Here is a 13813-nt window from a genome sequence, read left to right as displayed (position 1 = left end):
GGAGGGATACCTGCCTACCTACGGTATGCCCTACAGCCAGGCCGCGAACTCCAGCAGCATCTCGGCTTCCCGGCGGCGCCCCGCCGCCACGGCGCGCACGCCCGACTCCACGGCGCGGAAGAGCGTCCAGCCGCGCAGCCGGTCGGCGTCCACGTCGAGGGAGTCGGCCAGCCGGTTCATCCGCCGCCGGACCCCCGCCGCCCCCGTGGTCGAGGCGACCTGGTCGTCCAGCCGGTCCCTGACCAGCCGCGCCAGGTCGTACGCCCGCTCGCCGACCAGCGGGTCCGGACCCACCGCCAGCCACGGCGCCCGCTCGCCCGCCAGCACCTTGCCCTGCCGGAACGCCCCGTGCAGCAGGAGCTCCTCGCCGGCGGGCAGGGGCAGCGCCACCAGCTCATCGCGCGCCGCGACGGCCGCGTCCGCCAGCGGTCGCAGCGCCTCCGGCGCCCGGCCCAGCTCCTGTGCCTGCCGCCCGGTCCGCTCGGCGACGCTCTCGAAGGGATGCCCCGCGGCCGGGGCCACCCACAGCCGCCGGATCGTGCCCGCAGCCTCCAGCAGCGCCTTCGCCTCGGGGAGCGAGCGCAGCGACACCTCGGGCTGGAGCCGCTCCAGCAGCATCGCCCCGTCGTCGTGCCGGGTGTCCAGGACCCGTACGGCCCCGAAGCCGCCCCAGTGGGCGAGCGCGGCCAGCTCCCGGCCGGGAGCGGCGACCGGCGGCGCGAGTTTCAGGGTGGCCGGGGTGCCGTCGGGGTACCGGACCAGCACCACGAGGCTGCTGCGGCCGCCCGGGGCCTGCACCCGCTGGGCCGTGAGCCCGCGGCGGGCGACGGCCCCGGCGGTCAGTTCGGGCAGCTGCCCGAGCCACTGCGCGGTTCCGTCGTCGGGCGCCCCGGGCATCTCGCCGAGCGCCCGTACAAGCCGCTCCGGCGGTTCGAAAGCCATACGTGCAAGATCCCTTTCAGCTTTTCCCGGCTCGTTCCGATCGTTCCGCGAGCCCAGGGAAGGCTACGCCGACTCCGCGCCAGCGTGCCGCGCGCACGGCCGCCTCGCCGAGCGCGTCGGCCGCGGCCCGGCGCAGCGAGCCGCCGGAGGCCCGCACCAGATCGGAGTACGCACCGGCGGTCCGGTCCTCGATCACGGCGGCCAGCCGCTCGGCGTCGGCGGGCGTGCGGACCGGCTCGGGCAGGGCGTACGCGGCTTCCGAGGGCCGCGGGACGCCGCCCAGTTTCCGCACCGTACGGGTGAGTGCGTCACGCCGCGCGTGGTGCTCGGCGTACGCCTGCCGGGCCTCGGCGCGGCGGGCCTCGGCGACGCGCGCGCCGACGACGCCGTACCCGTACACGGCGGCGTGCTCGGCGGCCAGCGCGGCCTGAGCCGCCGTCAGGGAGGCGGCAGCGGCTTCGGACTTGTCGCTCATGCGGGCTTCTCCGACTTCAGGAGGTACGCGTGGACGGTGCCGCAGGCGGCGACGGACGCCAGCAGCCGGGCCAGTTCGCCGGGAGCCTGCCCGAGGGCCGCGGTGCGGGCCGCGGCGAGGCGGCGCTCCGCCCGGGCGAGCGCGGCGAGCGCGGCCTTCGGGGCGGTCGGCACCGGTTCGGGCGGGGGAGCCGCCGCGGCTGCCGGGGCGGAGGGCGGAGGGGAGGCCGGGGCGTCGGCGCCGCCCGGCGCCAGCGCCGCCGCGTGCGCGGCCACCGCGGCGCGCAGCGGGGCGAGGCGGCCGGCCAGGGCGGGGTGGACGGCGGCCGTGGCGTCGTAACGTTCCAGCAGCCCGGCGCTCTCGCGCACGGCCGCCTCCCTGATCCGCCGTTCGAGCGATACCGCCCGCTGCTCCTCACGGGTGGTGCTGTCGCCCCCGGAGCACGCGGTGAGCAGCGCGGCACCGGCCGCGCCGGCGGTGCCGGTGAGCAGGCTTCTTCGCGAAGGCAGGGTGAAGGACACGCGGAATCCTCGAATCCGGGGAGTGACGGGCGGGAGGCTGGTGATCACGGTACCCGGGGGCGCCGTGCACGGGGCGGACGGCAACACCCCTTGGGACCGGATACCCTTTGACCTGACACGCGACGGAAACCACAACAGCACACGCGGCCGAGGAGTCACCCGGATGAGCACGACCCAGAGCGACAGGCTGCGCGGACTGCTGGAACCGCTGGTCGCCGCGAAGGACCTGGACCTCGAGGACATCGAGGTGTCCCGGGCGGGCAAGCGCCGGATGCTCCGGATCGTCGTGGACTCCGATGAGGGCGTCGAGCTCGACGCCTGTGCCGAGCTGAGCCGTGAGATCTCCGAGAAGCTCGACGAGACCGACGTGATGGGCGAGGACGAGTACGTCCTCGAAGTGAGCTCGCCGGGCGCGGACCGCCCGCTGTCCGAGCACCGCCACTACGTCCGCGCCACCGGCCGCCTCGTGAAGTTCCAGCTCACCGCCGAGAGCGAGAAGGGTGCCGGCGAGCTGATCGCCCGCATCCTGGGCGTGGACGACGAGGGCCTGGACCTCGAAGTGCCCGGCCTCAAGGGCCGCAAGCCCACCGCCCGCCGCATCGCCTTCACGGACATCGCCAAGGCGCGTGTCGAGATCGAGTTCAACCGCAAGAGCGGTATTGAGAAAGAAGAGGAGGCGTAGCCGTGGACATCGACATGAGTGCCCTGCGGGGTCTGGTCCGGGAGAAGGAGATCTCCTTCGACCTGCTGGTCGAGGCGATCGAGTCGGCCCTCCTCATCGCGTACCACCGCACCGAGGGAAGCCGCCGGCGCGCACGCGTCGAGCTGGACCGCACCAACGGCCACGTGACCGTGTGGGCGAAGGAAGACCCGCAGGACCTGGAGGAGGGGCAGGAGGCCAAGGAGTTCGACGACACCCCGTCGGGCTTCGGCCGGATCGCCGCCACCACCGCCAAGCAGGTCATCCTGCAGCGCCTGCGCGACGCCGAGGACGACCTGACGTTCGGCGAGTTCGCCGGGCGTGAGGGCGACGTCATCACGGGCGTCGTCCAGCAGGGCAAGGACCCGAAGAACGTGTTGGTCGACATCGGCAAGCTCGAGGCCATCCTGCCCGTGCAGGAGCAGGTCCCGGGCGAGGAGTACACCCACGGCCTGCGCCTGCGCACGTACGTCGTCCGGGTGGCGAAGGGTGTCCGCGGTCCGTCCGTGACCCTGTCGCGCACCCACCCGAACCTCGTGAAGAAGCTCTTCGCGCTGGAGGTTCCGGAGATCGCCGACGGCAGCGTCGAGATCGCGGCGATCGCCCGCGAGGCCGGCCACCGCACCAAGATCGCGGTGCGTTCCACCCGTTCGGGCCTCAACCCGAAGGGCGCCTGCATCGGCCCGATGGGCGGCCGGGTGCGCAACGTGATGGCCGAGCTGCACGGCGAGAAGATCGACATCGTCGACTGGTCGGACGACCCGGCGGAGATGGTGGCCAACGCCCTGTCCCCCGCCCGGGTGAGCAAGGTCGAGGTCGTCGACTGGGACTCCCGCTCCGCGCGGGTGACCGTCCCCGACTACCAGCTGTCGCTCGCCATCGGCAAGGAAGGCCAGAACGCCCGCCTCGCCGCGCGGCTGACCGGCTGGCGCATCGACATCCGTCCTGACACCGAGCAGGCCGGGGAATAAAACCGCTACCGGCCGGGTTGACCGGCCGGTAGACAGGTACCACAACGACAGCCGTGCGATTTCTCGCCTGAACGGGTGAGGTCGGCGCGGGGAGGTAGACTGAAGCGTGTCTGGCCGGACGCATGCCCGCGCATGCCCTGAGCGCACCTGCGTGGGGTGCCGGGAGCGAGCGGCCAAGAGCGGCCTGCTGCGCATCGTGGCGATCGAGGACGAATGCGTCCCGGATCCCCGCGGTACGCTGCCCGGCCGGGGTGCGTACGTGCACCCCGCCCTGGTCTGCCTCGACCTGGCGGTCCGCCGCCGGGCGTTCCCCCGGGCCCTTCGGAGCCAGGGAGCGCTCGACACCGCGGAACTGCGCAGGGTCGTCGAGGCGACACAGTAAGAAGAAGTACGGCACGGGAGAAACCGTGCGGTCAGGTACCTCGCGAGTTGGAAGTAGGTCGAGATTGCGATGAGCACTCGATGAGTACGCGATGAGTACGCCCATGAAGTAGCGACGGTCCGGCGTAACCCGGACCTAAAAGGAGCGAAGTGGCTAAGGTCCGGGTATACGAACTCGCCAAGGAGTTCGGGGTAGAGAGCAAGGTCGTCATGGCCAAGCTCCAAGAACTCGGTGAATTCGTCCGTTCGGCGTCCTCGACGATCGAGGCGCCGGTTGTACGCAAGTTGACTGATGCACTGCAGGGGCCCGGCGGCAGCGCCGGCAAGCCCGCTGCAAAGCCCGGCGCGCCCCGCAAGGCCGCGCCGGCCAAGCCCGCGGCGCCGTCTCCGGCCGCCGCGGCACGTCCCGCTGCGCCGAAGCCCGGCGCCCCGGCGCCGAAGCCGGCCGCAGCCGAGGCTCCGGCCGTGAGCGCCCCGGTGACCCCGGCCGCCTCCGGCCCGCGTCCCGGCCCCAAGGCTCCGGCCCCGAAGCCCGCTCCGGCGGCTCCGGCTCCGGTCGCCGCCGAGTTCCAGGCGCCCCCGGCGGCTCCGGCCGCCCCGTCGCGGCCCGCCGCGGCGACCCCCGGCCCGCGTCCCGCGGCCCAGCGTCCGGCCGGTCCGGCCCAGGGCGGTGCCCGTCCCGGCGCCCCGCGTCCGGCGGCCGCTCCCGGCTCCCCGGCGCAGCGTCCCGGCCAGGGCGGCGCCCAGGCTCCCCGTCCGGGTGGTGCCCGTCCCGCGGGTCCGCGTCCGGGCAACAACCCCTTCACCTCTGGTGGCTCCACCGGCATGGCGCGCCCGCAGGCGCCCCGTCCGGGCGGCGCGCCGCGTCCCGGTGCCCCCGGCGCCGGCCAGGGCGGCCCGCGTCCGCAGGGCGCCGGCCAGGGTGGTCCCCGTCCGCAGGGTCCCGGCCAGGGCGGTCAGCCCGGTGGGCGGCCCTCGCCGGCCGGCATGCCGCGTCCGCAGGGCGGTGCCCCGCGTCCCGGTGGCGCCCCCGGCGGTAACCGTCCGAACCCGGGCATGATGCCGCAGCGTCCCGCTGCCGGCCCGCGCCCCGGTCCCGGCGGCGGCGGTCGCGGCCCCGGTGCCGGCGGCCGTGGTCCGGGCACCGGCGGTGCCGGTCGTCCCAGCGGCGGCTTCGCAGGTCGTCCGGCCGGTCCGGGCGGCGGCGGTCGTCCCGGTGGCGGCGGCGGCTTCGGCGGCCCGCGTCCCGGTGGTGGCGGCGGCTTCGGCGGCGCTCCCGGTGCGGGTGGCGGCGGTCGTCCCGGCTTCGGTGGCCGTCCCGGCGGTCCCGGTGCCCGTGGTGGCACGCAGGGTGCCTTCGGCCGTCCCGGCGGTCCGGCCCGTCGTGGCCGCAAGTCGAAGCGTCAGAGGCGCCAGGAGTACGAGGCCATGCAGGCCCCGTCCGTGGGCGGCGTGATGCTGCCCCGCGGCAACGGCGAGACCGTTCGCCTGTCGCGCGGTGCGTCGCTGACCGACTTCGCGGAGAAGATCAACGCCAACCCGGCGTCGCTGGTCGCGGTCATGATGAACCTCGGCGAGATGGTCACTGCCACGCAGTCCGTCTCCGACGCCACCCTCCAGCTCCTCGCCGACGAGATGAACTACACCGTTCAGATCGTCAGCCCGGAGGAGGAGGACCGCGAGCTCCTCGAGACCTTCGACATCGAGTTCGGCGAGGACGAGGGCGGCGAGGAATTCCTCATGCCGCGTCCGCCGGTCGTGACCGTCATGGGTCACGTCGACCACGGTAAGACCCGACTGCTCGACGCCATCCGCAAGACGAACGTCATTGCGGGCGAGGCCGGCGGCATCACGCAGCACATCGGTGCGTACCAGGTCTCGACCGAGGTCAACGAGGAAGAGCGCCGGATCACCTTCATCGACACCCCGGGTCACGAGGCGTTCACCGCCATGCGTGCCCGTGGTGCGAAGTCGACCGACATCGCGATCCTCGTGGTGGCGGCCAACGACGGTGTCATGCCGCAGACGATCGAGGCGCTGAACCACGCCAAGGCGGCCAACGTGCCGATCGTGGTCGCGGTCAACAAGATCGACGTCGAGGGTGCCGACCCGGTCAAGGTGCGCGGTCAGCTGACCGAGTACGGCCTGGTGGCCGAGGAGTACGGCGGCGACACCATGTTCGTCGACATCTCCGCGAAGCAGGGTCTGCACATCGACTCCCTGCTGGAGGCCGTCGTCCTCACCGCCGACGCCTCGCTCGACCTGCGGGCCAACCCGGAGCAGGACGCTCAGGGTATTGCGATCGAGTCCCACCTCGACCGCGGCCGCGGTGCCGTCTCCACCGTCCTGGTGCAGCGCGGTACCCTCCGCATCGGCGACACCATGGTCGTCGGCGACGCGTACGGCCGAGTCCGCGCGATGCTCGACGACAAGGGCAACAACGTCGAGGAAGCGGGTCCGTCGACCCCCGTCCTGGTCCTGGGTCTCACCAACGTCCCCGGCGCCGGCGACAACTTCCTCGTCGTGGACGAGGACCGCACGGCCCGCCAGATCGCCGAGAAGCGTGCTGCGCGTGAGCGCAACGCCAACTTCGCCAAGCGCACCCGCCGGGTGTCCCTCGAGGACCTCGACTCCGTGCTCAAGGCCGGTCTGGTCCAGGAACTCAACCTCATCATCAAGGGCGACGCGTCCGGTGCGGTCGAGGCTCTCGAGTCCTCGCTGCTCCAGCTCGACGTCGGTGAAGAGGTCGACATCCGGGTCCTGCACCGCGGTGTGGGTGCGGTCACCGAGTCCGACATCGACCTGGCGATGGGCTCCGACGCCATCGTCATCGGCTACAACGTCCGTGCGGCCGGCCGTGCCGCGCAGATGGCGGAGCGCGAGGGCGTCGACGTCCGCTACTACTCGGTGATCTACCAGGCCATCGAGGAGATCGAGGCGGCCCTCAAGGGCATGCTCAAGCCGGAGTACGAAGAGGTCGAGCTCGGTACGGCGGAGATCCGCGAGGTCTTCCGCTCGTCCAAGCTGGGCAACATCGCCGGTGTCCTGGTCCGCTCCGGAGAGGTCAAGCGCAACACCAAGGCGCGCCTGCTCCGCGACGGCAAGGTCATCGCCGAGAGCCTCACCATCTCCGGTCTGCGCCGCTTCAAGGACGACGTCACCGAGATCCGCGAAGGCTTCGAGGGCGGTATCAACCTCGGAAACTTCAACGACATCAAGATCGACGACGTCATCGCGACGTACGAGATGCGCGAGAAGCCGCGCGGCTGACGCCCGGCTGTTCGTACCGTGTCGTGACCGGGGCCGGTCGGCGGAATTTCCGTCGATCGGCCCCGGCCGTTGCGTGTACGGTTCTTGTGTCCCTGCCAAGCGACGGCCTGGCAGGCCACCGAACCCGAACCGGCGGGACATCCGGAACTGCATGTACGTGGGGACTCTGTCCTTCGATCTGCTCCTCGGCGACGTTCACTCGCTGAAGGAGAAACGCTCCGTCGTCCGGCCCATCGTCGCCGAGCTCCAGCGCAAGTTCTCTGTGAGCGCGGCCGAGGTGGGCGACCAGGACCTCCACCGCAGGGCCCGGATAGGGGTCGCCTTGGTGTCCGGGGACGCGGGGTTCCTGTCGGACGTGCTCGACCGCTGCGAGCGGCTGGTCGCGGCGCGTCCGGAGGTGGAGCTGCTGTCGGTGCGACGGCGCTTCCACGGTGATGAAGACTGAATGCAAGGAAAGAAGGAGACGGACCAGTGGCCGACAACGCGCGGGCGAAGAAGCTGGCGGACCTCATCCGGGAGGTGGTCGCCCAGAAGCTGCAGCGCGGTATCAAGGACCCGCGCCTCGGTACGCACGTGACGATCACCGACACCCGGGTCACCGGTGACCTGCGGGAGGCCACGGTCTTCTACACGGTCTACGGCGACGACGAGGAGCGGGAGGCCGCGGCCAAGGGGCTGGAGAGCGCCAAGGGCATCCTGCGCTCCGCGGTCGGCCAGGCGGCGGGCATCAAGTTCACGCCGACCCTGACCTTCGTGGCGGACGCCCTCCCGGAGACCGCGAAGACCATCGAGGACCTCCTCGACCAGGCACGTGCCTCCGACGCCGAGGTGCGGCAGGCCTCGTCGGGTGCGACGTACGCCGGCGACGCCGACCCGTACAAGAAGCCGGGCGAGGACGAAGCCGCCGAATGAGCAACGTACAGCGGACGCCGGACGGCCTTGTCATCGTCGACAAGCCGTCCGGCTTCACCTCGCACGACGTCGTGGCCAAGATGCGCGGGATCGCCAGGACCCGCCGCGTCGGGCACGCGGGCACCCTCGACCCCATGGCCACGGGCGTGCTCGTGCTCGGGGTCGAGAAGGCCACCAAGCTCCTCGGCCACCTGGCGCTGACCGAGAAGGAGTACCTCGGTACGATCCGCCTCGGCCAGACCACGCTGACGGACGACGCCGAAGGCGACATCACGTCCTCCGCCGACGCCTCCGGGGTCACCCGCGAGGCCGTCGACGCCGGCATCGCCAAGCTGACCGGCGAGATCATGCAGGTCCCGTCCAAGGTCAGCGCCATCAAGATCGACGGCGTCCGTTCCTACAAGCGGGCCCGTGACGGCGAGGACTTCGAGATCCCGGCCCGGCCGGTCACGATCTCCTCGTTCCAGGTGTACGACATGCGCGACGCGGAGGCCGAGGACGGCACGAAGGTCGTCGACCTCGTCGTCTCCGTGGTCTGCTCCAGCGGTACGTACATCCGCGCCATCGCCCGCGACCTCGGTGCGGACCTCGGTGTGGGCGGCCACCTGACCGCGCTGCGGCGCACCCGGGTCGGCCCGTACAAGCTCGACAAGGCCCGCACGCTCGACCAGCTCCAGGAGGAGCTGACGGTCATGCCGATCGCCGAGGCGGCCGGCGCGGCCTACCCGCGCTGGGACCTCGACGAGAAGCGGGCCCGGCTGCTGGGCAACGGCGTACGGCTGGAGATGCCGGACGTGTACGCCGCGGGCAGCACCGTCGCGGTCTTCGCGCCGGACGGACGCCTGCTGGCCCTCGTCGAGAACAAGGGCGGCAAGGCGAAGTCCCTCGCGGTCTTCGTCTGACCCGACCTGACCTGACCTGACCCGACCTGACTCGATCAGGTCGGCCCGGCCCGGCCCGGCCGCGGGTCCCGGACAGCCGTGGAGCGGTGAGCGCACCCCCCTGTGACGCTCACCGCTCCACGATCCCCCTCGCACCCCCGTCACGGTGTCTATCCATCCGGCACCCGTTATTCACCCGACCGAGCAGGCGCTCGGAGTGAATGGAGGGAGCGCAAGGGGGCGCTTTTGTCTCCGGTGCTTTCCGCTGATCTTTGCCGAGCAGCCTTCTGCCCTACGTGGTACGGCGGAGAGGTTCGGCGATGGAGACGCTGGTCAGGATCTGTGATCTCGCCGGGAGGGCGCGCGGCAGCGGATTCGTCGCCGACGACCGCGGGACCGTGGTCACCAGCCACGAGGCCGTGGACGGGCTCGTCCGCCTGGTGCTGCACGGCCGCGGCGAGCGCACCTGGCTGGCCGAGGCGGAGGCGATCGTCCCGCTGCCGGAGTCGGGCCTCGCACTGGTCCGCACCGACGGGCTGGGACTGCGGCCGCTGCCGGTCAGCCCGCGCGAGCGCATCCAGCCCGGCACGTACGTGCGCCTGGCCGCCCGCGGCTGGCGGCAGGCCCGGGTCCTGGGCGAGTCGGCGGTCACCTACACCGCGACCGACCGCTACCACCTGCTCGGCACGGCCCTGGAGCTGGCCATCGGCACCGACGGCAGCGACGCCCTGCGGCTGGGCGGCGAGGCCTGCGGGGGACCCGTGCTCGACGCCGGGACCGGAGCGGTGATCGCGGTCCTGGGCACCGCCCTGCACACGGAACACCGCTCGGCCGGGTTCGCCGTACCGCTGCGGGCCGCCGCGGCCGCCGACCCCGAAGGGCCGCTCGCCCTGCTGCTGGACCGCAACGCCGCCACCGTGCCCGGATACGGCGACGATCTCAACCTCGCCGGGGCCCTGCAGCTCACCGCGACCTCCGTCGGATCCGTCGGCAGCCCGCGGGCCTGGCGCGAACCGGTCGAACGCCCCGACGTCGTCAGGGAGTTCACGGCCTTCGAAACCGGAGCCGCCCACGTCTTCGGGCTCGCCGGGGATCCCGGAACCGGCCGGACCACCGAGCTGGCCGCCCTCGCCGGCCGGCGCGCCAGCGGCGCCGAACCGGCCCCCACCCTGTGGCTGCGCGGCGCCGATCTGCGCGGCACGGACGGCTCGGCCGCCGACGCCGTGGCCCGCGCCCTCGCCGAGGCGGGCCGGATCCTCGCCGCCTCCGGAGCCGAGGGCGACATGGCCGCCGCCACCCCCGCCCGGATCGCCGCACTCGCGCGGGCCGCCGGACGGCCCCTGCTCGTCCTGCTCGACGGCCCCGAGGAGATGCCCCCGGTCCTGGCCCACCGGCTTCCGCAGTGGACGGCCGGCACGGTCGAGTGGCTGCGGGGCACCGGCGTGCGCCTGGTCGTGGCCTGCCGGCCCGAGCACTGGGAGCGGGCCGGTGCCCTCTACCCCGCCGACGCCCTGCACCGCCCGGCGCGGCCCGCCCGCCGGCTGCCGCCTGCGCTGCGGCTCGGGGACCTGACCCCGCCCCAGGCCGCCCGGGCCCGCGCCCGCTTCGGCATCCCCGACGGAGCCCTGTCCGGCGCGGACGCCGCCCACCCGCTCACGCTGAGGCTGCTGGCAGAGATCAGGGCCGCCGGGGTCACCGACGGCCGGCCGGACCGCGACGGGATCTTCACGGCCCACCTCGACCTGATGTGCCTGCGGATCGCGGTCCGCCTGGCCTCGGGGGAGTCCCCGCCGCTGCGCGGCTCCGCCGTGCGCAGACTCGCCGCCCGGGTGTCCGGGCACGTCCACGAGGCCGCCCGCCGCTGCCTGGGCCCCGGCCAGGGCGAACTGGACCGCGAAGCCTTCGAGGACCTCTTCCCCTGGCGGTCGGGCTGGGCCCCGGCCGTGCTCACCGAAGGGCTGCTGGTCCCGGCAGGGCCGGGCTACCGATTCGCCCACGAGGAGCTCGGCGACTGGCTCCAGGGCGGCCACCTGGACGTGCCGACGGCCCTCGGTGCACTGGTCCACGGGGCGGGCGGCGGCGCGGGCGGCTCGCTGCCGGTGCCCCGGCACCGGATCGGCCCGGTCCTGGAGGCCCTGCGCCAGTGCGCCGCCGGGACCCTGGCCCCGCACCTGACCGGCCTGGTCGGGGCCCTGGGCGGCGACCCCGGCGAGGACGCCGCGTGGTGGGCGTCGCGGCTGCTCCAGGAGGTGCTGCTGCGCTGCGCCGACGCCGAACCGTACCTGCCGGTGCTCCACGCGCTGGCCGAGTACGTCGCGCACTGCGGCCCCGGCGAGTTCGGCGGCTGGTTCTGGAACCGCCTCCCCGTCGCGGAGCCCGTACGCCTGGACCTGCTGCGCCGGCTCCTGCCCTCGGACCCGCTGCCGGAGCCGCCCGGCGCCCCCGAAGCACCGGACCGGTTCATCGACGCCGCCGGGCGTCGCCTCGCACGCGACCCGCGTACCGTGCAGCCGCTGCTGTGCCGGTGGTTCGACGACGAGCGCACGCTCCGCGGCCGCCCCGGCGCGACCGTCGCCACCGCCGCCCAGGCCCTCCTGCACACCCACCGCCGGCTCGCCGTCGACGACCTCGCCGAAACCCTCGTCGACTGCGCCCACCCGCGCGCCGACGAACTCCTCGCCGCCCTCGCCGAGGAGGAGCCCTCCGCACTGTGCCGGGCGGTGGACCGCTGGTCCCGCGACCCCCGCCCCGAGCGCCGCGTCGCCGCCGCCGCGTACGGCCTGGCGACCGCCCCGCACGTCGTCACCGGAGCCGACCGCGAGCTGCTTCGCCACGCCGCGCTCGCCCTGCTGGGCCGCCCCGACGACGCCACCCTGCACGGAGCCGCGCTCGCCGTGCTCGTCCGCGACCCCGACACCCGCTCCGACCACCTCCCGGGAGCCCTGGAGCGGTTCGCGGCCGGCGACCGCACGCTGCCCGCCGACGCGCTCGTCGCGGCCCTGCCCACCCACCCCGAGCCCGTGTTCACCGCCTTCCGCGACCGGCTGCGCGCACCGGGCGGGGCGGCCGGGCAGGTGGTCCGGGCGCTGGCCGAGGTGACCGACCCGGGCCCGGCCCGGCGCGCCGCGGCCCTCGTACGGGAGTACCTGGACCTGCGCCCCGAGGGCGCTGCGCACACCGCCGCCTTCGTCGACCGGCGGCTGGAGCACGGACCGGCCGCCCGCCCCGAGCTCTTCCCCCTGGTCGTCGGCCTGCTGCGCAGGCGGGCAGCCGTGCGCCGCGCCCTGGCGCCGGTCCTCGCGGCGCCGGGCACCGAGGCCTCCCGGCCGCTGCGCGACGAACTGCTCGGCCTGCTGCTGGAGGGCGAGGAGCAGCAGGAGGTCCTGGACGCCGTGCTGTGCGCGGCGGCGCGGGGCGCGGGGGCCCGGAGCCCGGACGCGACCCGGGAGCTGGTCCGCCGTACCGGCAGGCTGCTCGTACGGACGCCCGAAGGGGCCGCCGTGCTGGACCGCAGGCTCGTGGACCTGGCCCGGGAGGTACCCGGCTTCGCCGGGCTGCTGGCCCAGTGGCTGGCCGCGCAGCCGCAGGAATGGGCCGCGATGCTCGGCCCGAGCGCCCGGCGGATGGTGGAGACCCTGGCGGGAGCGGACGGCGGCGAGCTCGGGCCGATGCCGATGAGGGCCGAGGACCATGGGCATGGCAGTCTTAGTCCTGCGTAATCGCGCCATGCGCGAGTGCGGAAATCAGGATTCACTACAGGGTTCGGGCGAGGAGCGGTCACAGTGCAGCGCTGGCGTGGCTTGGAGGACATCCCCCAGGACTGGGGACGCAGCGTCGTCACCATCGGCTCGTACGACGGCGTGCACCGGGGCCACCAGCTGATCATCGGGCGGGCCGTGGCCCGCGCGCGCGAGCTCGGCGTGCCGTCCGTCGTCGTCACCTTCGACCCGCACCCCAGCGAGGTCGTCCGGCCGGGCAGCCACCCGCCGCTGCTCGCGCCGCACCACCGCCGGGCCGAGCTGATGGCGGGCCTGGGCGTGGACGCGCTGCTGATCCTGCCGTTCACGGCGGAGTTCTCGCAGCTGTCCCCGGCCGACTTCATCGTGAAGGTGCTCGTCGAGGCCCTGCACGCGAGGGTCGTCATCGAGGGCCCGAACTTCCGCTTCGGCCACAAGGCGGCGGGCAACACCGCGTACCTGGCCGAGCTGGGCGCGACGTACGACTACGAGGTCGAGGTCGTGGACCTGTTCGTGCGCGGCGAGGCGGGCGGCGGCGTGCCGTTCTCGTCCACGCTGACCCGCCGGCTGGTCGCCGAGGGCGACATGGACGGCGCGGCCGAGATCCTCGGGCGGCCGCACCGCGTCGAGGGCGTCGTGGTGCGCGGCGCGCAGCGCGGTCGCGAGCTGGGCTACCCGACGGCGAACGTCGAGACCCTGCCGCACACGGCGATCCCGGCGGACGGCGTGTACGCGGGGTGGCTGACGGCGGACGGCGAGCGGATGCCCGCGGCGATCTCGGTGGGCACGAACCCGCAGTTCGACGGGACCGAGCGGACCGTGGAGGCGTACGCCATCGACCGGGTCGGGCTGGACCTGTACGGGCTGCACGTGACCGTGGACTTCCTCGCGTACGTGCGCGGGATGGCCAAGTTCGAGTCGCTGGAAGGCCTGCTCGAGGCGATCGCGGACGACGTGAAGCGGGCACGGACCCTGACGGACGCGTACGACGCGCGGAGCTGACCCGCAGGGCAGAGGCGTCGG

Annotated in this window: 12 protein-coding genes; 9 read left to right on the top strand and 3 right to left on the bottom strand. The window is 73.9% G+C overall.

Going from position 1 to position 13813, the window contains the following annotated elements; translation table 11 throughout:
- Positions 1 to 30 precede the first annotated feature (30 nt).
- Genes ACZ7H1_RS01695 through ACZ7H1_RS01685 form a run of 3 tightly spaced genes read right to left on the bottom strand, consistent with a single transcriptional unit; the run spans position 31 to position 1938 of the window.
- Positions 31 to 942, bottom strand: coding sequence for an aminoglycoside phosphotransferase family protein (locus tag ACZ7H1_RS01695; protein ID WP_470782811.1), 912 nt, complete (start codon positions 940 to 942; stop codon positions 31 to 33).
- 16 nt (positions 943 to 958) lie between these two features.
- Positions 959 to 1417, bottom strand: a complete 459-nt coding sequence (locus ACZ7H1_RS01690) for a ferritin-like domain-containing protein (protein ID WP_470782810.1) — start codon at positions 1415 to 1417, stop codon at positions 959 to 961.
- On the bottom strand, positions 1414 to 1938 hold the full coding sequence (locus ACZ7H1_RS01685) for a hypothetical protein (protein ID WP_470782808.1): 525 nt from the start codon (positions 1936 to 1938) through the stop codon (positions 1414 to 1416). The genes ACZ7H1_RS01690 and ACZ7H1_RS01685 overlap by 4 nt, the downstream gene beginning before the upstream one ends.
- Before the next feature lie 163 nt (positions 1939 to 2101).
- On the opposite strand from ACZ7H1_RS01685, the gene rimP reads away from it, so the two are divergent.
- The 9 genes from rimP to ACZ7H1_RS01640 all read left to right on the top strand — a co-directional run bounded on the left by rimP (position 2102) and on the right by ACZ7H1_RS01640 (position 13792).
- On the top strand, positions 2102 to 2620 hold the full coding sequence (gene rimP / locus ACZ7H1_RS01680; RefSeq protein WP_470782807.1) for a ribosome maturation factor RimP: 519 nt from the start codon (positions 2102 to 2104) through the stop codon (positions 2618 to 2620).
- Between the two features lie 2 nt (positions 2621 to 2622).
- On the top strand, positions 2623 to 3609 hold the full coding sequence (gene nusA, locus ACZ7H1_RS01675; RefSeq protein WP_470782806.1) for a transcription termination factor NusA: 987 nt from the start codon (positions 2623 to 2625) through the stop codon (positions 3607 to 3609).
- 106 nt (positions 3610 to 3715) lie between these two features.
- Entirely contained in the window at positions 3716 to 3991 is a 276-nt protein-coding gene (locus tag ACZ7H1_RS01670; RefSeq protein WP_470782805.1) for a YlxR family protein, read from the top strand.
- 149 nt (positions 3992 to 4140) lie between these two features.
- Entirely contained in the window at positions 4141 to 7260 is a 3120-nt protein-coding gene (gene infB / locus ACZ7H1_RS01665) for a translation initiation factor IF-2 (RefSeq protein ID WP_470782804.1), read from the top strand.
- A gap of 151 nt (positions 7261 to 7411) precedes the next feature.
- Entirely contained in the window at positions 7412 to 7705 is a 294-nt protein-coding gene (locus ACZ7H1_RS01660) for a DUF503 domain-containing protein (RefSeq protein ID WP_030030358.1), read from the top strand.
- Positions 7706 to 7731: 26 nt separating this feature from the next.
- Positions 7732 to 8172 carry a 30S ribosome-binding factor RbfA gene (gene rbfA, locus ACZ7H1_RS01655; protein WP_470782802.1) on the top strand — a complete coding sequence of 147 codons (441 nt, stop codon included), beginning with the start codon at positions 7732 to 7734 and terminating at the stop codon, positions 8170 to 8172.
- Positions 8169 to 9074, top strand: a complete 906-nt coding sequence (gene truB, locus ACZ7H1_RS01650; protein ID WP_470782801.1) for a tRNA pseudouridine(55) synthase TruB — start codon at positions 8169 to 8171, stop codon at positions 9072 to 9074. The genes rbfA and truB overlap by 4 nt, the downstream gene beginning before the upstream one ends.
- A gap of 299 nt (positions 9075 to 9373) precedes the next feature.
- On the top strand, positions 9374 to 12772 hold the full coding sequence (locus ACZ7H1_RS01645; protein WP_470782799.1) for a trypsin-like peptidase domain-containing protein: 3399 nt from the start codon (positions 9374 to 9376) through the stop codon (positions 12770 to 12772).
- 63 nt (positions 12773 to 12835) lie between these two features.
- Positions 12836 to 13792 carry a bifunctional riboflavin kinase/FAD synthetase gene (locus tag ACZ7H1_RS01640; RefSeq protein ID WP_470782798.1) on the top strand — a complete coding sequence of 319 codons (957 nt, stop codon included), beginning with the start codon at positions 12836 to 12838 and terminating at the stop codon, positions 13790 to 13792.
- The last annotated feature ends 21 nt before the right edge of the window (positions 13793 to 13813 follow it).

This window comes from Streptomyces sp. NPDC037401 (assembly GCF_055602345.1).
The sequence above is the reverse complement of the archived record's forward strand: the minus strand, read 5'-3'. Positions and strand labels throughout refer to the sequence as shown.